The organism is Sphingomonas sp. BL-S-28 (genome assembly GCF_055521515.1).
In genome coordinates, this window is the sequence record NZ_CM145483.1 from 1,111,577 (window position 1) to 1,133,857 (window position 22,281).

Sequence of the window (22,281 nt, forward strand, 5' to 3'; positions counted from 1 at the left end):
ATGACCATTGAGAACAATTTTGCTCCCGCGACTGAAGATTGCGCGGACATTTTCGATGCAAACCTCAAGCTTCGATTAACAACCGGTCGCTGGAATCCCGAGGCAGATGCTTCTGGTGGCAATATAGACATTCTTCTATCTCACGACCCCGAAATTATTGCAGGGAGATGGACGATGCCACCTCCCAACAAATTGTCTCAGACGTTTGAGACATTCGGCAGTGCGCCGCCGAAAAACGTGCCCTTCGAGTCCGACAGAAGTCGAACCATATTAACATATCAGGTTAGCATTCAACGAAATAGTGACGAGGTATCACTAATCCTCATCGCCGGAAAAGATGCTACGCTTGGCACATCCGTGCGATTAATCGAGATGGCCGACATAGATCTGGTCAGCAAATTTGCGTGGGACACCGCGCTTTACGCCCTCAAGTCTACGGTTATTCTGCCAATTTGGCAAAGCCAATATGGCAATCAATGGTGTTCTCGCAGAGTTTGCCTGTACTTACCGGCGAAAATTGCCGCTGAGCTTTCGGAAAATTCCACCACTCCGCTGCCCGCCCCCATAGACGGTCTTGTACGCGTTGCCTGCCGGGAGTTTGCCGCATGAGCGCGATGAGCGATGCAGAACTGTTTAATCGTGCGATTGAAAGCACTACAAGTACGCTCCAGATCGACGACGGCTCAGGAACGTTGCGCTCACTGAACTCGGACGAGGTGGCGCGCTTCAAATCGCGGCTAACGAGTATTGGCTTCGACACAAGTGCTGCCAATTTTACCAGAGACAATCCGGCGGATCTCAGTTTAGCCGAAGGAATAGGCGCTGGGGGGCAGCCTGTATACGTTGTCTACTCTGGCGATGGTGCAGGTGCTGATGCTACGCGCTACATCGAAGAAATGCGCATATCTGGCCTTAAAGCTGGCACAATTGGCGACACACCCTTTGGAAAGCAATTAACGCTTGCCACAAGAAACGGCGCGTTTGAAGCTCAGGTTTCTGCACTAAATGATGAATTTGGCGGCCTCCTCAGATATAACGGCAACCCAATAGGTGACGGTTCTATTGCCGATATCCTTTGGAACTATGGCTCTCAAGATTATATCCAGCACGGAATAGAGAACGGCGCAGGATATTTTAGAGGTTTCTTCAACGAGCAAAATCTGAGCCCTCTCCGAGGCTTCGGCGCAGTTGAGATACCTAATCTTGAAGACCAATGGTTGAATGGAGAAAAAATAACTGGAAACTACTCAATCGATGAGGCTCTAAGTCAATACGACGCGTTTTCCAGAGCCGAAGATGCCCATAAGCAATTTTTCAACGATCAGCTCTACATCGATCGACAAATGCTAGAGCCGATATTGGAATCTGATGATTTTCGCGAACATGTCAAAAGGTCGAGACTGCTCTCGTCGGATCTAACAAAATCTCCGCAGGACGGACTTTTTACGCAGGCCGATCTCGAGAAAAATTTTCTTGCAGAATATCGTTCAGACACTGCAAAAATGACGCAGTATGCTGAATACATCGAAAATCGAGCTCACCTTATCGTTGATGCATCGATACAACGCGGCGACGACGTGCCAGATTTTGTTCGCGCAGGCTTACGAAAAATCAAAGATTATTACTCCACCCCATCGGGAAATATTGACAAGACAAAACTGGGAGTGAGTTTGGCGGCTAGCGCGCTGGCCGTTGGAAATATTTGGGTCGAATGGAATAGGCGGAAAGATACACCAGGAGCCTTTGAGCAGTACATAAAGGCAGCTGCTGCTGACGCCACATCATTGACTAGTCTGGCATTTGCGGGAGGAATGATGGCAGCAGCCATCTCGCCGCTGGGCCCGATTGTGATGTTTACAGCTTCATCTGTAGCGACTTATGCGGCTATCAAAAACATTGTAGATTACTTAGCAAGTGATGAATTCGGTCTCGACAAGACGGGCTACACCTACAAGGTCGTAAAGGACATCAGCGATAGCCTCACTGCCTTCGAAACAACCATACGGGGATACATTGACGCTGCGACAAACGAGTTCAAAGATGTCGCTGAGCGGACGTTGGAAGCGGTTTCAGGGCGAGCAATTGAGTGGGTTTCTGAGCAGGCTGCTTCCATTGTAGGAGACGGAAATGACATCTTAGTTGGAGACGATGTCACGATCCTGATCGGCGATGACAAAGACAACTGGCTCGTTCATCGTTCTGCCGGCGAGGTTTTGGGCGGTGGAGGTGACGACGTTCTTGTTGGATGGCTTCCCGAGTTAATTCGGGCCGGCGAAGCTATCGGTGGCTACAGCACCTCCGACGGCTACGTGTCGGCACGAGAAATCCGCGATAGTGAGCGCGCTCAACAACAACAGTTGGAAGAATGGCGCCGCACCGGAGATCCAAGAGGATTTAATCCGGACGGGTCGCCAAAGGAGGTGTCTCCCGACCCTCACGCAACTCGCGCCGAAGTTGATTATACACTTAAACTCGATGGCGGCGAGGGCAATGACTGGGTCATCACCATCCTCGGCGATGCTCCCACAAACAAAGGCGACGCAGGAGCCATCACAATTGGCGGCCTTGGCCGCGACTGGATTTTCAACACATCCCCGGGCGGATTAATCTACGGCGACACAGAAGACGGTTTGTATCAACGTCAAAAGCGCGATGCCGATGGGTTGCTCATGTTTGATGAGACCGGCCAGCCGTTGATGGAGATTGTCCCAGTCGAAGACAATTCGAGCAACAGCGACAACATCTGGTATTTTGCCGATACAACATTGATGGACGCGCAGCATAGTGATGTCCTTAAGTACTTTGGAATTCCGTTAACTGGCGGCGATGCAAACGGAGGCCTTGCCGGACTGGGTATTCTCAATAACTTATTGGGATCTTCGATCGGTTTAGCGAACATCGCGCGATACTCGACCGGTGGAGCAACCGATTGGACAGGTGAAGTTTATGTAGACCATCTACAGCCATGGATTCTTTACACCTTCAAGGTCGACGAAGACGGAAACGTCGACATGTATATCACCAATGCCTTCGAACAGATATTCGATGGCATGATGGCCGCACTCGGAAGTGAGGCTAGCTCGACATCTGGCGTCAACAAGGGCTGGATGAAGATCGAGAACGTCGACGTCGTTGGTTCGAGGCTAGGCAGTCTACAAGAAGGCCTTGCGGGTCAAGGCGACCTCGGCATGGTCTTCCGTGCGGTAAATCCGCTTCAGACCTTGTTGCCGATGGTCAGCCCCCTCTTGGGTATGGTCGGTGCTGCACTCTACTACAGCGTCATGGCGGACACGCTAGCGTCCACCGTGGCCGCGACAGAACGCTTCACCAAGGCGCTCAAGTGGGCAGAAGGTACCGACCCCCTTGTCATCGACCTCGATGGCGATGGTATCGAGACTATCAGCCTTGATAACAGTTCTGCATACTTCGACGTCGACGGCGACCTGTTCGCTGAGAGAACCGGTTGGCTAAAGGGCGACGACGGCTTCCTTGTCCTCGACAGCAACGGAAATGGCCGTGTCGATGACATCGGCGAAATGTTTGGCAGCCGCGCAGGCGGCGGCTTCGCAGAGCTTGCGCAGTACGACAGCAACGGCGACGGAAAGATCACGTCCGCCGACGTGATCTGGTCGAGCCTCCAGATTTGGCAAGACAAGGATCGCGACGGCATAACCGATGCTGGCGAGCTAAGGACGCTCGATCAGCTCGGCATTGTCTCGATCAACCTTTCAACGACCGCACTTGGCGTCACGACGCCCACGAACGCTCAGCTTGTTTCCAGCAGTACGGTCACGTTCGACACCGGTCGTACTTCCAACATCTTCGAAGCCCTGTTCACGGCAAACGAAGTCGACACCAAATACGCCGGCGAGAGTGGCCTGGCGCCCTGGCAATCGGACACGACGCTGAACGCGAAAGGGTTTGGTAGCGTCACCGATCTCGCGGTTGCCGCCGCCAATGACCCCGGCTTTGCCGAGCTGGTTCAAGATCGCGCCTCTGCGATGACCACGCCCAAGATGAAAGACCTTGTGGCGAAGGTTGGCGATGTCCTCGGCGAATGGGGAATGACGCTTGAAACAAGCCGAGAGCTTGTCGCAGTCAAACTCGACGCGAACGGAGCGCTCCTTGACCGTGCCATTTACGTCGAGGATTCGACGGGGGGCTTCTGGACTCTTGAATCCGGCAGTCCTGTCCTAAGCGCACAGGGCACTGCGATCGGCCGCCCAACTCTTGAGCAGGTACTTGCTCAGGGGCAAAGCTGGCACCTCGAACAGGCATGGTCACCCTCTTCGCGAGGAACTGCCCTCACCTTCCGTGAGGAAGCCCCTTACCTGATGAGCCAGGTGAACGGCAGGGCTGTCATCCTCGACTACGGCATCCGACAGACGGACGGCAGCTGGGTGCTCGCCTCCAACCCGTCCGTTTCCTACGCCACGGTCGACGCCATCCTGGCCTTGCCGCATACAACCGGCACCGAGTGGCGCCGCGAAGACATCCAATACAACTCGTTGGCCGACCTGCCGGTTGATACCATTGCGGTCAATTTCATCAACGGCGTTGCAGTTGATTATACCGTCCAAATTACCGACAATGACGGCACGTTCTATGTCTGGGCTCGCAACCTCGATCGCGCGCTTCAGCTTCAGGCGAAGAATGGGAACGCTTTCGAGTTCAATCTCCGCAACTACGCAATCGATTTCAGCAGCCTCGATGAGGTTGGTTCGACGGACGACAGCGTCTATCGCGTCGAGTTGCTGACGCCTGCGCAATTCCATTTCGCGACCAGCCTCGGCGGCGTCGACTTCCGTCCCGAAATGCTGTCCGCAACCTACAATAACGTCACGGGCCAGCTCAGCTACAGTGTCAATGGCATTGATGGAGCCGGACGCTACGTCAATGAGGTCGATGCCGACGGCAATCCGGTTACGGTGACGTATTCCGACGGAACTACGGCCCAGGCGACCACCTATCAAAGCGACATCAAAACGATGATCGCCATGCTCCAGCCTGTCATGGAGCAATACATCGTAACATCGCGTCGCCTCGCAGTTCGCCTCGCGCTTCAAGGCGGGCTAAAGGACTTTGCGCGCGGGCTTACATACGACGCGTCGCGGGATGTCTTCGTCACTACGACGGACCGCCAGATGGCCCCGATGTTCGAAGCGATCTTCGAGGCCGCTCCAACGTCGAATGCAAACGATGCCATTCTCGACTATCTGACCGATTGGAACGAGCTACTTTGGCAGATCTATCCCGATTTCGCGCAAGATAGCGACGGCGGCGTCCTCGAAGCGAAGGTCGGGATCGACCAAGCCTACATCATGCAGATGCTGGTCGAGGCTTACGAAAACGTAGGCGTCAACCTCGACATCCGCGGCGTCGCACACGCGCTATCCGTCGATGAAACCCGCATTATCACGCATTCGAACACTGACACCGTTGTGGAAGGGACGAGCGGGACCGATTTCTTCTACATGACCGCCGGCGATCAAACTCTGCGCGGCGGGAATGGCGCTGACTACTATTTCGTTGGCAAGAATGCCGGAAACGATGTCATTTTCGATCAGGACCTCGGCGGCGACGACGAATTGCGCTTCACGGCCGTCGATTCAAAACATGTCACGGCCATTCGTGACGGCCAGGACCTGATCCTTGAAGTCCGCGACGACAACGGCGCCCTGCTCAATACCGTACGCCTGACCGACCAGTTCCTCGGGGAGCTCAACCCCTACCTTTCGAACGGCAAGCAGTTCGAATCTGGCGTCGAGCAGATCGTCTTTTCTGACGGCGTTATCTGGGACCGCTTCCGTCTTGCGCTTGAGGTGGCTGATCCGCGCGACAGCGGTGACGTCTATGCAGGTTCGGGCTCGGATGACGTCCTTTGGGGCGGCAAAGGCAATGACGTTCTTACAGGCGGTCTTGGCGGCGACATCTACATCTTTGCCAGGGGCGATGGCCAGGACGTCATCAGCGAACGCGGGGGTATCTCGTTCGGCGCAGCGGCGGCCGGCATCGATTTCCTCAAGTTCACCGGCGACATTACAGCCAACGATCTGCGACTGACACGAAGCGGCTCGGACACGAACCTACTGATTACGTTGCTGGACAAATCCGGCAATCCGACCGGTGACACGATCGAAATCGAGGACTATTTCGGCGGGCTGTCCCTTGGCCTCGGCCTATTGGCCGACTCCGTGGGGGGAAGCGATGGTCTGGATTATGTCTCGCCGAATCTGGTCGAGCGCTTCATCTTCGATGACGGCACCAGCCTTGAATTCACGCAAGTGGCCGAAAGGGTCCTCGCCAATGCCAAGACTGCGGGCGATGATGCCATTTACGGCTTCCTCAACGCCAACACGCTCGATGGCGGCGCGGGCGACGACTACCTGCAAGGCGGCCGCGGCGACGACACCTACATCTTCGGTCGCGGTTATGGTCACGACGTCATCGAGGACAATGGGCCGGCCTACGGCCTCTTTGATGGCCCTCAGCATGACGTCCTCAAATTCGCCGATGACATTCGCTGGACCGATCTCGACTATCTGCGCTCCGGCAAGAGCGACACTCTTGCTCTAAAAATCAAGGGAACCGATGATCAGGTCACGCTGGTCGATTTCCTCGAGCAACTGCCGTTCCTGGGCTACGTAAACGCGCTCGAAGACATCGTCTTCGGCGACGGAACCCAGTGGGACTATCTCCAGCTTCTGCAGCACTTTGTCGATGTCGGCCAAACTGCTGGAAACGACGTCATCTATGGCTTTGAAGGCATCGCCGATATCTTCAAGAACGGCGCTGGCGACGACCGTATGGAAGGTCTGTCGGGCAACGACACTTACTATTACGCACAGGGCAACGGCAACGACACCATCTATGATGAGGATGGTTCCGATCGAATAGTCTTCTCGAACCTTAATTTCTCCGATGTGACGGTCACGCGCACTGCGCTCGATCTTGTCTTCACGATCAAGGCCACGGGCGAGAAACTGATCGTCGAAGGGCAGTATATCCGCGAAGGCGCCCAGCATGCTGCGATTGAGCAGTTTGTGTTCGCCGATCGCCAAATTTCCTTCACCGACCTCAACCCGGAAGATATCGCCCTCGATCGGTTCACCGGCGGCGCAACCAATGGCGCGGACATCCTGACCGGATCCGATTTTGGCGAGATCATCGACGGGCGCGCCGGCGACGACCAATTGATCGGCGGCGACGGCGGTGACACCTACATTTTCGACGTTGGCTACGGTAACGATGTCATTGTCGACCGACGTACCCGAGCCTCCTGGGGAGATCGGACGGGTGCCAACGTTCCGGTCAACGATACCGTCGAGTTCGGTGCCGACATCCGTTACCTTGGCGATCGCAACATCGTTTTCACGAAGTCAGGTGATGATTTGCTCATCACCATCGACGGCCGGCCGGATAGCACGCTGCGCATCCGCAATCAGTTCCGCAGCATCGATGACGCGATCGAGGTCTTCCGTTTTGCCGATGGAACGGTGCTCACTGCCGGCGATATCGAGCAGGAGCTTCAGATCGAGGGCGGCGACCGCGGCGACAATGTCATCGCGGTGAGCGATCTTCTCATCGATGTTCCCAATACCCTCGATGGTCGCCAGGGCGACGACACGTTGAAGGGCGGCAATGCCGGTGACTCTTACGCATTCTCGGCCGGCTACGATTTCGACACCATCATCGAAAAGCAGGACCGCGCTGGATCTGTCGATCGCGTTGTCTTTGGTGCCTCGGTACGCGCCGAAGACCTGATCGTCACCCGCGACGGTAGCGACATGATCATCGACCTCGGCAACGGCGCGGACGTTCTGCGCATCGTCGGGGGCCTCGGCACGACTAGCGTCGAGGAGTATCATTTCGCGAATGGCACTGTCCTCACTCGCGACAATCTCATTGATCGCATACTCACCGGCGGCGCGGGCGACGATAGCATCGTCGGCTTTGACGGGCGCAACGATGTCATTTCCGGCGGTGCCGGATCGGACGCGCTTGCGGGCGGTACCGGCAACGACACGTACAAGTTCGGGATTGGCGATGGCTACGACGCGGTCTCCGATACGGGCGGGATCGACCAGATTGTATTCGGCGAAGGTATCACCCAGGATGAAGTGACGTTCACCAATGTCGATGGCGATCTGCTGATCACGGTAGGCAATGGCGCCGACAGATTGGTCATCCTGGGCGGCTATAAGACCGCGCCGGTCGAATCTTTTGTCTTTGCCGATGGCGAGAGCCTGTCGCTTGCCGAAGTGCGCAGCCTGATTCTTGCGGCGAGCGATCGCACGGGCCAGGATATCATCGATTTACGCGAGCTGGACGTCAGCGAGGCGGTCGAACCGGGACGAGGCAACGACCGTGTCCTGATGGCCAACGGCGGCACGGTCACTATCCACGCCGGCGATGGTGTCGATCGCATCGAAATGCCATCTGGTGTCACGTCTGCGACCATCAATTTCGCGGACTACGGCGCCACCGACGCGCTGATCCGCCCGCTCGCCAAGGGCAGCAACGACATCGCCATCGTCTTCTCGACCGGCGACCAGGTCATCCTTGTCAACGGAATGCTCGACGGCGCCCTGCCCAGCCTTCTGTTCGCCGATGGCCAGGTGCTCGATGGTGCCGCTCTCAACCAGCGGCTCGTCAACGACCAGGCGGGCACAGGCGACGACGTGATCCTCGGCTCGAACCGAGCCGAGACGCTGACTGGCGGCAAAGGCGCCGATTATCTGGCAGGCGGCGGCGGCAACGACACCTACGTTTTCTCGCGCGGTGACGGCGCGGATGTCGTCGAGGACAGCAATGGCTCCAACGACGTGTTGCGCATCAAGGGCTACGCTGCGGCCGACATGCGGGTGACGTTCACGCCCGATTTCCGTGAAACCGAGATCTCCTTTGCCGACGGCAGCGATCGCATTACGCTGCGCCACGCGTCCTCAAGCAATTATGCGGTCGACCGCATCGTGTTCGATGATGGCACCAGCTTTACGCTCGCGCAGCTTGAAGGCTTCTGGCGCGGTCAAGGCACCGACAACGACGATTCTCTGGTCGGGACGCCGGCCGCGGAAACCTTTACCGGCGGCAAGGGCAACGACACGATTGCCGGAAATGGCGGCGCCGACGTCATCCGCTTGAGCCGAGGTGACGGTCAGGACCGCGTTCAGAGCACGAGCGGATGGGATGGCCTGGCGGTCATCGAATTCGGCTCTGGGATCGCCCGCAGTGACGTGACCGCTCAGCGCGATGCCTATGGCAATATTGTCCTGCTGATTGCAGGTGGCGACGATCGGCTTACGCTTGTCGATCCGGTTGGCCGTACGACTGGAATAGTTGCCTCGCTCAAGTTTGCCGATGGCTCGATTATCAAACTGTCGACGCTTGCATCATCCATTCCGTCCACGAACGGCGACGATCATATCATCATTCCGGCAGACGCCTCGAACACTGAATTCGAGGTTTATGGGGGGGATGGCAACGACTATATCGAAACCGGAAACGGCAACGATATCCTGACTGGCGGACGGGGTAACGACCGCCTCGAGGGTAATCGCGGCAGCGACACATACTATTTCGCGCGCGGTGACGGACAGGACCGTATCCTTGATGCCGGCGTTTACAACGACGGCGGCGTCGACAAGCTCCGCTTTGGCCCTGGTATTGCCCCGGGCGACATCATCTTCCTCGGCGTCGAGAACGGCGCGATCCGCCTCGCGATCGCCGGTAGCTCCGATCGCCTCACGATCGAGGGCATGGGCAACAACGAGAACAACTCGGTCGACAATATCGACAATGTCATCGAGCAGTTCATCTTTGCTGACGGCACCATCTGGAACGCGGCCGAGATCTTCGCTCGTGCGGCTCAGGGCACCGACGGTAACGACCGGATCGAATTCGGGGTCTGGTTCGAGCGCACGCTGACCGTCATCGGCAGCAAGGGCGATGACACGCTCATTACCGGCAACGGCGATGCAACCTTCATTTTCAATCGCGGCGATGGCCGCGACACCATCGATGTTCCCAACCAATGGAACTCGACGAACACGCTGAGCTTCGGTCAGGGTATCACCGCTAGCGATGTCGCCCTTACTATCCTGGGCAACGATCTTGTGATCCGGCTGCGCGGAAGCGAAGACGATCGCATCACTATCAAGGGCGGCGGCAGCAGCGGCGGCGACGACATTGACCAGATCCGCTTCGCGGATGGTACGACCTGGGACTATGCGACGCTGCGCAGTCACATTGTTACCGAAGACGCCGCGCAAGCGATCCTCCATCCCGATCGTGACACGACCCCGTTCGGCTCGGTAATCTTCGACGGAGGCAGCCAGGAGCCTGGCGGCGGTGAGCCCGGAGGCGAAGAGCCGGGCGGAGAAGAGCCGGGCGGCAATCCGGGTAACACCTTTATCGGCACCAACGGGGCGGACGACCTGTACGGCACCGACAGCAATGATGAAATTTTCGGCAAGGCCGGCCAGGACACGCTCTACGGCAACGGCGGCGACGACCACCTTGTCGGCGACGCGCCGGAAAATTTTGCCGCAGGCGACTGGCCTGAAGTGCAGGCAGCACTTCAGACATATTTTGGAACACAAACCAGCACGCTCGTCGGTGGCCTTGGAGGCACAGCAGGCTTCGGAGAGGCCGCGCTGCCCGCCGGCGACGACGACGAACTTGTCATCGAGCTACCAGCTTCCCTGATCGACGCGCTTGGCGGCGAGTTCATCATCGATGGCGAAGCCATCACCAGCATCACCGTCGGTATCAACGGCTATGCGTCGATTGGCGCCAACAGGTTCGATGTCCTTCCCTGGGATGTCGACAATGGCGGCGGGCCGCTGACGCCCAGCGCAGGCGGTGCCTCGCAAGGCACAAATCTGGTCTGGTATGACTTCGACGTCGCTACACAAACGATCACAATCACCTGGGACGATGTCGGCGCTTACCCTTCCGGCTCGGCTCCAAACGCTTTCCAGCTCCAGATCAAGTTGCTCGGCAACGACGCTCTGGACGTCGTCTATCGCTACGAATCCATCGACTGGTCCGGCGGCTCCAACCCCCGCCTAAACACGTCGGATCAGTCCGGGGTCATTGAGCTTTCCGGTGGCGACGGTACTGCCCTCGGCAACGCGCCTGGCAATCTTGGCGATACCGGTGTGTGGTCGTTCCAGATCCGCGGCTCCGACATCATTGGTCTCCCCCAGAGCCAGAACGACAGCCTTTACGGGGGCGACGGCAACGACATTCTCGAAGGCGGAGTGGGCGACGACATTCTCGAAGGCGGTGTGGGCGACGATACCCTTATTGGCGGTGACGGGAACGACGATTTCTGGGATTTTGAAGGCACCAACACGATGTCGGGCGGTGCGGGCGATGACCAATTCTACCTCGACCGGTCCGACGATACACGTACCACCATTGAAGGCGGGGCAGGAAGCGATACCTATTGGCTCGGCACGCCATCCGAAAACCAGGATTGGGTGAGCGGTGAGCCCACGATCGTCACCGATTTCACGCCGGGTGCGGGCGGGGACCTGCTCGGCTTTGGCGGCGGTGCTACGGTCGACGGCGGACCGCTGGTCCTTTGGGAACGCGTTATCCTGATACAGGACGGCACCGACGTGGTGGTGCTGTTCAAACCTGAGCATCCCGATGCACCGGCTCTCATCGAACTGGTACGACTTCAATCTGTCGACGGGTCACTACTCACCCGAGACAATTTCCAGGATTTCGACGATCGCACGGATATCCTGTTCACTGGCGATATTGTGAACGGCAGCGACAGCAATGATCTGCTCAGCGGCGGTGCGGCCAATGATATCCTTGATGGCGGTTCTGGCGACGACACGCTGATCGGCGGAGACGGAAACGATACCTTCCTCGACAGCGAAGGTCACAACACCCTGGACGGGGGAGCCGGAAACGACGTCTTCGACCTCTCGCAACCCTTCGCCACGAATACCGCTACGGGCGGTTCTGGCACTGACACCTATTTCGTTCGCGTTCCAGGACTCGATGGACCTTCGTTTACCGGCACAGTTTCGACCGTGACCGACTTCGCTGCCGGTGCAGGCGGCGACGTGATCACCTTCAGGCCGAGCCGGAACGGGAACGGCTTTTTCGAGGCAATCGATTTCAGTCGCATCGTCTTCGCCCAAGAGGGCGGCGATGTCATGGTCTATTTCAAAGCCGATAATTCGGCCCTGATCCCCCTCCTTCGCCTGGCGGATATCGACGGCAGCCTGCTTACGCTCGATAATTTTTCCGAACTCGACGGTCGCTTGTCGATCATTGACAAAGCCTTGAACCTCACCGGCACGGAAGGTGACGACGAGCTCATTGGCGGCGCCCTTGCAGACACTATCGTCGGTCTTGGCGGCAACGATGTTCTGAGCGGCGGGAGCGGTGGCGATGACGTCATCGATGGCGGCGACGGGGACGACACCTTCATCGACGTGGGAACAGGTCAGGGAAGCGATGTCCTCACCGGCGGCAATGGCCGGGACTATTTCGAAATCTTTGCCGGCCAGACCACAGGATCGGGGGGCATCGACATCATCACCGACTTCACGGTGGGTGATGAAGGAGACATTCTGGGCATATTCATGGATCCAGACCTAGGAGGTCAGGGCTCCGTGCTCGTCAGCCAAGACGGCGCCGACACCGTAGTCTCGCTGGCCGTAAACGATGGCGGTGCTATCGTAACCCGGCCGCTTCTCCGCCTGTTGGGGGTCAACGCGTCAACGCTGACACGTGCCAATTTCGACGACAACAGCTTCGAATTGGTCCAGGACCAAATCATCGTCGGCGACGATGCCGACAACGTGCTGCAAGGCGGTTTCGGCAATGACCAGATTTCCGGGCTTGGCGGCAACGACGAAATCCACGGCGGCGCGGGCGACGATGTCCTTCTCGGCGGCGATGGCGATGACTGGTTTGAGGATACCCTCGGTGCCAACCAAATAGACGGCGGCGCAGGCAACGACACCTTCTGGAACCTGTCCTACGGCAATCAGTCCAACCGGATCACCGGCGGAGCCGGACGCGACCGCTTTGTCATCGGTGATGGCGGAGCCGGCGGCGGCGGTGAGATCGGCCTCATGTCTGCTGAATTCGGCGCAGCTGTGAGCGCGGGTCATGGCGATGTCATCACCGATTTCGAAACCGGGGCAGCCGGTGACATCATTGAACTCGATTCCGAGTCCGTAAACTGGGGCATCCATGGCCGCTCTGTCCTTGTCCGGCAGGACGGTGCCAATGCAATCGTTTGGGTAAATCGGTGGGACGACAATGCCCAAGCCTATGTTCCCACCACCCTGCTGACCCTCGAGAACGTCAACGCAAACGATCTCGTGCCCGAAAACTTCAATGTGCCGCTGATTGTGCGGACCGACGACATCGTCGTCACCGGCACGGCGGGCAAGGATGTACTCGACGGCGGATGGGGTAACGACCTCATCGATGGTGGCTATGGCAGCGATACCATCAGAGGCGACGACGGCGATGACCATCTGATCGGCGACAGCGGACTTCCACAGACCGATGCTCCCGATTTTGCCAGCTATTTTGGCCCCCTTTCCAACGCGCTCGTCAATACGCTCGGCGGGCCAGTCGGCTTTGGGGAAACCGCGCTTACCCGCAGCGACGATGGTGCCCAGACCATTGGCATTCCCACGGACTTCAACGCAGGTGTCGTCAACGTCGATGGAGTGGCCATCACGGCCGTACAGATCTCGACCAATGGCACTCTTACAATCGGAAATCTCGGCCTCAACATTTGGCCGCAGGATGCGGACACCCGTTCCGGCACGCACACGCCCAGTAGCGGCGGCAATTCCACAGGCAGCAATCTCGTCTGGGTCGACTTTGACGCGGCGACCAGCACGATCACGGTCACCTGGGACGATGTCTACGGTTACAACATCTCCACGCCCAATGCCTTCCAGGTGCAGATCAAGGTTCTTGGGGCCGACTCCTTCGACATCGTCTACCGCTACGAGAACCTGAACTGGGCGAAAACGGGAACGCCCAATGTCTACACCCCGTGGGAGACATTCCAGATCCCCCTCCCGTCGTTGGGCCCAGTCGATCTCGACAATGCGCTCGGAAATACGGGTGAACCCGGCGTTTGGGCGCTGCAACTTCGGGGAACGCAGCTCAGCACCGGAATCCCGCACGATGAAGACCAGCTCTACGGCGGGGCCGGCAACGATACTCTCGAGGGCGGTCTCGGGGAGGACTATCTGGATGGTGGAACCGGCAGGGACATCCTGACCGGCGGAGCGGGCCGCGACACCTTCGTCATTTCCGAAAGCAGCGAGACAATCGCGGGCGCGGACGTGGTGACCGATTTCCAAGTCGGCGCGAACGGCGATAGTGTCAATGTTCCCACTTGGGCCGCGATCGAATCTTCGGATGGGTACACCGTCCTCCTCAAACAGGCAGGTGCAGACGTTCTCGTCCAGTCGATTCTATCGACCGGAAGCGATGGCAGCCACGTCTTCGGCACCGCACTGGTGCTCCAGAACGTCAATAAGCAAGACCTTGTCGCGGCCAACTTCGGCGGCATGGGTTTCGCCACCACCGACAGTCAGTCGCTTGTCGGCACCACCGGAAATGACCGCCTTAGCGGCAGCCTGGGCAACGATCAGATCGATGGCGGCTACGGTTCCGACACGTTGTACGGCGGTGACGGCAACGACCACCTCATCGGCGATAGCGGCGAGACGGATCCCTCAGGCTCCAACAACGACGATACGCTGATCGGCGGTGATGGCGATGACCTCCTGGAGGGTGGTCTCGGCTCGGATTCTCTGGAGGGCGGAGATGGCGCCGATACCTTGATCGGCGGCGACGGCAACGATTATTTCGAATACGCAACCGATGACAATTCCGTCGACACCATGACGGGCGGCAGCGGCCGGGACGTTTATCGAAGGATCGATCCCTACTGGTTAGGCAATGCCGAAGACGTCATTACCGACTTCGAGGCTGGCGCCGCCGGCGACATCATCCAATTCAGCAATGAGTTGCATCCTGGCAATCCGTTCGAACTTGGCGTCCTGGTGGTCAAGCAGGATGGCGCGGACACGATCATTCTGACGACCTTGGGCGACAACGCGCCGCGATCGTTCTTGCGTCTCCAGGGAGTGGCTGCAGGCAGTCTGACGCCTGAGAATTTCGGCGGCTATGCCTTCCCATTGGACGGCGCTGTCGACATCGACGACACCGACGATGGTAATGTCCTCACTGGCAGTCCCTCGGATGACCGCATCTACGGTTTTGGCGGTGACGACACCCTTTACGGCTACGACGGTGACGACAAGCTCGCGGGCGGAACGGGCCATGATCTAATCGAGGGCGGCGATGGCAACGATTGGGTCTCGGGTCAGGATGGAAACGATTTCCTGGTCGGCGGTGCTGGGAGCGATATCCTCGCGGGCGGGACTGGCGACGACACGATCTTCGGTGGCACGATCAACCAAATCCTGGCCGATGATGACGTCTTCGAGGGCGGAGCAGGCGACGACAGCCTGACCGGCGGTTTCGGCAATGACCGCTATCGCTTCACTCGCGGCGATGGCCGCGACACGATTAGCGATGCCGGCGGCAGCGACCGCATCGAATTCACAGACGGAATCGCTCCCGCAGAAGTCACCGTCGTCCAGCTTGGAGCCGACATCGAGCTCAGGGTTGGCAGCGACGGCGGACGCATCCGGCTCTCCCAGGCGCTTTCGGCAGGCGATGCCGGAAAGATCGAGCAGGTGGCGTTCGCTGACGGGACGACATGGACCTGGACCGATGTGCTCGCGCGCTCCGTGATCGCGACAGCGGGCGACGATACGATCACCCTTGTCGGCGGCATCACGTCGCTTGCTGGCGGCGCCGGCAACGACACCCTAACCGGCTCCAATGGCAATGACACGCTCGCAGGCGGCACAGGGGACGACGTCCTCGCCGGCGGGCTTGGCGACGACACTTACCTCTTCAATCGCGGTGACGGACAGGACCGCATCTCCGACGCAAGCGGCGTCAACAAGCTCATCTTCGGCGAGAGTATCGCACCCGAGGATCTTCAACTGATCCGAGGCGCCTCGACGCTCATTCTCGCGATCGCCGGAACCGGCGACCGGATCAACCTTGGCGAGGCAGCTGCGCTTTCCATGGGCATCCAGTCCATCGAGTTCGCCAATGGTACTGTCTGGTCAGCAGCGACCTTACTGGCCATGGCGACCGATCCTACTGCCGGCGACGACATCGTTTACGGCTCGGACTATGCAGAGACGCTTTTGGGCGGCGCGGGCAACGACGAACTCTACGCCAATGGCGGCAACGACGTGCTACGCGGCGGCGCTGGCGCCGACCGGCTCGTCGGGGACATCGGCGATGACACCTACCTGTTCGGACGCGGCGATGGCCAGGATCTCGTCATCGATTATGGCGGCCTTGACACCATTCAGTTCGACGCGGGCATTGCGCCTGGCGACATCATCGTCGAGCAAAGCCTCGACGGCACGAACCTGATCCTCAAGATCCGGGACACCAACGATCGCATTACCATCCAAAATGCGATGAGCCAGAAGATCGAAGCGGTCCGCTTCGCGGACGGCACAGTGTGGACGGATCAGACCCTCCTTGCGATGGCCACTGTCGCGAGCACCGCGATCGTGACCGGCGATGCCGGCGACAACATCCTCGCCAGCGGTCCGGGCAACAATCTGCTGATCGGTAACGGCGGGAACGATACTTACCGCTATGCGCGGGGCGACGGGCGCGACACGATCCTCGACGCCTCCGGTTCGGTCAACGACACCCTCGAAATAGCAGGCTACGAGTTCGGTGAACTTAGCTTCGCTCGTCTCTCGCCGCAAAGCGACGACATCGTCATCCGCTTGCCCCAGACGGGCGACGAGATCGTCATCCGCAATGGGCTTGCCGATTTCCAGGGCATCGAGCGCATCCTGTTGACCGACAGTAACGTGGTCATAAGCCTGAGCGCTATTCGCTCCGCCGCACTCGCATCGCAGCAGACTGACGGCGACGACATTATCGCTGGCACTTCGGGAAGCGACATGCTCACCGGCGGGCGCGGCAACGACCTTATCAGCGGCGGCGCCGGTACCGATACCTTCATCTATCGTTCCGGCGACGGTGTCGATCGGATCGAAGGATACAGCCTCGATCCCGACGTACTTCGCCTTGAGAACCTTAACCCGTCCGACATCACAAGCACTGCGCGCGGCGGGCCGGACAATCTGGATCTCGTGATCAACTTTGCTGGTGGGACCGATCAGATCGTCCTGACCGGCGCTCTGGCATCGTCTAACCTATTCACCATCCGTTTTGCCGACGGCACAGTCTGGAACCTCGGGGCCATGCGCGCCCGGGCTCTTTCCGATATCGACGGGGCGAGCAACGATAAGGTCTACGGTTTCGACGGGGCCGATACGTTTGCCGCGCGAGCGGGAGACGACCTGCTCGCAGGCGCGGAAGGTGCCGACAATTATGCGTTCGGCCGCGGTAGCGGCAACGATACCATTCAGGACACCCAGGTCCAAACGGATCCGGTGGACACGGTCCTGATCGCCGATTTTGCTTCGACCGAAGCTTCGGTGTCGCGGCTGTTCCGCGGTAGCGAGTCAGTGCTCATCCGCTTCTCCTCGTCTACATCAGATAGCCTCACCATCATCGATGCGCTCGCGGCCGACGGCAAAGGCGCCGAGACAATCCGCTTCGCCGATGGCGTCGAATGGACCAAGGCGATGATGCGCGACCTGGTCGACAACCGCGCGCCTACCGCCATCGACGACGGCTATTACTTGCTCGTCGCCGGCCAGACGATCACCATTGCGGCCAGCGAACTTCTGGCAAACGACTTCGACGCCGATGGGGACATGCTTCACATCGTCTCGGTCGATGGTGGGCCCAATGGCACGGCGGTGCTCAACGCCGACGGCAATGTCGTGTTTACGGCGAGTAGTAGTTACTACGGCCCGACTTCGCTTACCTATATGCTGTCGGATGGGCGCAATGCCTTCGACAAGGCAGAGGTCAATATTCGCATCCGCCCTGTTGCGACCGCAATCGACGACAAGGGCTTTGCCGTTGTGGAAGACGGTTCGATCAACATTCGCGCCGAGCGCCTTCTTTCCAACGATCTCGACGGCGATCGCATGGTCATCGGGCAGGTTTTCGGCGCGGCAAACGGTATTGTATCGCTTTCAAGCGATGGCAACATTTCCTTCACGCCTACCGCCAACTTCAACGGCACGGCCGAGTTCAGCTACATTGCCAATACGCCGGAAGGCGGCTCGGCGACGGGCAAGGTCTTTATAACCGTCACGGCCGTCAACGATGCGCCCATCGCGCGCAACGATGGCACCATTTCGGGTACCGAAGGAATCGGATTCGCAATCGACCCGCTTTCGCTGCTCGCTAACGATAGCGACGCCGATGGCGACGCCCTTGCCATCCAATCGGTGATTTCCAACCCCGACATCGACGTTCACCTTGATGCTGACGGCATGATCCAGGTCCGCCCGCGCGACTACTTCTGGGGCAATGCCTGGTTCGACTATGTCGTCAAGGACCCATCCGGTGCGACCTCGACCGCGCGCGTCAATTTGTACTTTGCGCCTGTCAACGACGCCCCGCAGGCAGCCAACGACCGGATTGAGACCACGCAAAGCGGTGGCCCGGTCCTCGAAGACAATCCGATTATCCTCAATGCGCTTGCTCAGGACGTGAACGGTGTGATCGTTCCTGGCCTGTTGTCGAACGACATCGATCCGGACAACGACAGCCTCACGATCGTGGCTGTAGGCTCGGCCCACGGCGGCTCGGCTCAGCTTCTCGCCAACCAGACCATTCTCTTTACCCCAACCACCAATTTCAATGGCGATGCGTGGTTCGACTACCAGGTCAGCGATGGTCAGGGCGGCCTTTCGTGGGCGCGCGCGACGATCGCTTACCAGGCGGTGAACGATCGTCCCGTCGCCGGTGACGATCACTATGCGGCGAGTGGCAATCAGTTCCTTCGTGGATCCGAGGACGTCGCGATCGAAATCCCGATCATCGAACTGCTCAGGAACGACTTCGATCCGGAAGGCTTCACCCTCACATTTATGACCGATCAGGGCAGTGTGCCCACCGCGGTCAACGGCGACATCACATTCACCGACCACGGCACGATCATCTTCACGCCGGACGCCGATTTCTGGGGCGAGGCCAGCTTCTATTACCTGGTTTCCGATCCGGACGGCGCCTTCGACGACGGCAAGGTCACGCTATGGTTCGACAACGTAGGCGATGCGCCGCCAGTGGCCCGAGACGATTTCGTGGAAGTCCTGGAAGATGTTCCGGTGACCATTCCGATTTCGGCGCTGCTTGGCAACGATAGCGACATCGACCGTGATCCGATTCGCTTCATCGGTTTCCGCCCCAATCTCGGCCTTAACGGCACCCTCGAATTCGACGCCGACGGCAACATCGTGTTCACGCCCGATGCGAATGCCACAGAAACGAGCGGGTTCTTCTACCAGATCACCGACGACACCGCTGAAGGCGGCATCGCCGAAGGTTACGTCGACCTGTCGATCATCGCTCAGCCCGACGATCCCACCGCGGTCGATGACTTCGACTTCGCGACACCGCTCGACGTGCCATTGGTTCTGCGTGTGTCCGAGCTCATGGCGAACGATTTCGATGTCGACGGCGGGCCCCTGCCCTATTTTGTGGCCATCGAGGAGGTCCTCGATCCCGTCCAGTTGGCGCTTGGCAACCGCGTCAGCATCGGCACGGCCGAAGTGGTCACCTTCTCTGGCGAACAGTTCGTCATCGTACGCTTCAACCCCGGCTATGCGGGCGAAGCAACGATCCAGTACCGGATCGCCGACCCGACTGGCCTCGAGGACACCGGCTTCGTGCACGCGTCCGTCGAAAGCACTTACGGTGGTTCGCTGCGCGGTAGCCGGTACGTCGACTATATCGTCGGCAATGCCCAGAATGAGGTGATCGAAGGCCTCGCCAGCAACGATTATATTCTTGCTCTGGGCGGCAATGATCGCATCGAAGCCGGCGACGGCGACGATGTCATCGATGCCGGCGACGGGGATGATATCATCGACGGCGGCTTTGGAGCCGATCACATCACCGGCGGCGCTGGCTATGATACCGTGGTCTTCGCAGGCTCCAATGTCGGCGTCCGCGCCGACCTGGAATCGCGCGTCGGCCAGGGCGGCACCGCCGCTGGCGACACCTATATCGGTATCGAAGCCCTCACGGGCACCGACTACAATGACCAACTCGGCGGCGATTCCGCCGACAATCGCCTCGAAGGCGGTGCCGGCAACGACACGCTGGAAGGGCGGGCCGGCAACGATATCCTGATCGGCGGCCTCGGCAACGATACGTTGGACGGCGGCACTGGCGCAGACGTCATCAACGGCGGCGAAGGAACGGACACCGTCAGCTACTTCGATGCGACGGACAGCTCGGCTTCGACCGAAGGTGTGCATATTTCACTCGGCAATGGCACTGCCTCGGGCGGTGACGCTGCGGGCGATACACTCATCAGCATCGAGAACGTCATCGGTACCGATTATGACGATGAAATCGAGGGCGATGCCGGCGCCAACCGGCTTGAGGGTGGACGCGGCAATGACATTCTTCGCGGCGGCGCCGGAAACGACGTTCTGATCGGGGGCCGCGGTGCCGACATTCTGATCGGAGGCGATGGCGAGGACATTGCCGATTATTCGCTTTCGTCCGAAGGCATCACGATCGACCTTGCCGACACCATGGCAGGTGGCGGAGATGCATTGGGCGATGTTCTTTCGGGCATCGAGATCGTCCAGGGCTCCTACCATGACGACATCATGCGCGGCGATGGAGCAGACAATCGCCTGCGCGGTGGCAGAGGCGCCGACCTGATCGATGGGCGCGGCGGCTTCGACATTGCCGATTATGCATCGGCCGATGAAGCGGTCTCCGTCGATCTCTCGCTTGGTCAAGGTCTCGCCGGCGAGGCTCTGGGCGACACGCTTGTCGACATCGAGATGCTTGTAGGCTCGGTATTCGCCGATACATTCATCGGCTCGGCCGGAAACGACAGTTTCGACGGTGGCTACGGGCAGGATATACTCAAGGGCGGCTTTGGCTCTGACACCTATCTGCTGGGCTTTGACAGCGATAACGATCAGGTCATTGAACTGGGCGCGGCGAGCGATATCGACCGCGTCGCCATCAAGGAAGGCGCCCTTCCCAGGGACATCTCGCTGATTCGTCAGGGCGACGATCTCCTCATCGAGTTGGAGAACGTCGCCGGGGCTCTGACCTTCGATACCATGCTCATCAAGGATCATTTCCTTGGCAGCGAAACGGGTATCGAAGAGATCGTTTTTGCCAATGGCACGGTCTGGGATCGGACCAAGATCGACAACCTCGCCCGCATCGGCCGTTTCAATGCCGAGGACGACGTCTATCTCTTCGGCGTAGAAGACGAGATCGCCATTATCGATCCGGCTACCCTGCTTGCCAACGACGCGCAGGAAGGCGTCGATCAGCTGGTCCTGAAATCGGTTAGAGGACTGGACGGCGGCACCGCCTGGATCCGCGAAGACGGCAGAATCGCGTTCCAGGCCCCGGCAAACTTCAATGGCCAGGCCCATTTCGAGTACGTGGTAGCCGACCCGTATGGACGCGAATCCACCGGCCAGGTTCGCGTCAATGTCGCCGCGGTCAACGATGCTCCTGTAGCGGTTGCCGACAGCAATGCCGCGCTGCACGGAGTTGAGGACCAAGTCCTGCGCATTCGCATCGACACGGTCCTCAAAGCCAACGATTATGACATCGACGACAATTGGGAAGACCTGCGCATCGTCGGCATCACGCCGCTACTGGATGAGAACGGCGACCCGATCGATGCCTTTGACTACGATGGCAACGGCGGATCCTGGACCGCAGGGACCAACCTGTCGGCACGTGTCGTTGGCGACTATCTCGAGATCATCTCGCGCACCGATTTCTACGGGTTCGCGGGCTTCAACTATATTCTCGAGGATCCCTCGGGCGCTCGTTCGCTGGCGCCGATCGAACTCTACTTCGACGCAGTCAACGACGCGCCGCGCGGTTCCAGTCAGTATGCACAGAGTGTTCGCTTTGGCCGAACCACCAGCATCTCTGTGGCCGATCTCATGCGCACCGTTTACGATGTCGAGGGCGACGCGATCAGCTTTGTCGGCCTCCATGCCGGAGCCGACGGCGATGCGGCGGCCA

General features: G+C 59.0%; 2 protein-coding genes (1 of these 2 running past the window's edge). Both read left to right on the top strand.

Translation table 11 applies throughout. The features are described 5' to 3' along the window. The gene (locus ACZ1JC_RS04755) at nt 1-609 is read left to right on the top strand and encodes a hypothetical protein (RefSeq protein ID WP_465139063.1); all 609 of its coding nucleotides are present in this window, start codon (nt 1-3) and stop codon (nt 607-609) included. Next, a protein-coding gene (locus tag ACZ1JC_RS04760) for a tandem-95 repeat protein (RefSeq protein ID WP_465139062.1) crosses the window boundary here: on the top strand, nt 606-22,281 show its 5' portion. 8,123 nt of this gene lie beyond the right edge of the window; the window shows 21,676 of its 29,799 coding nt (coding positions 1-21,676); the start codon lies at nt 606-608; its stop codon lies off the right edge, out of view. Before ACZ1JC_RS04755 ends, ACZ1JC_RS04760 begins: the two co-directional genes overlap by 4 nt.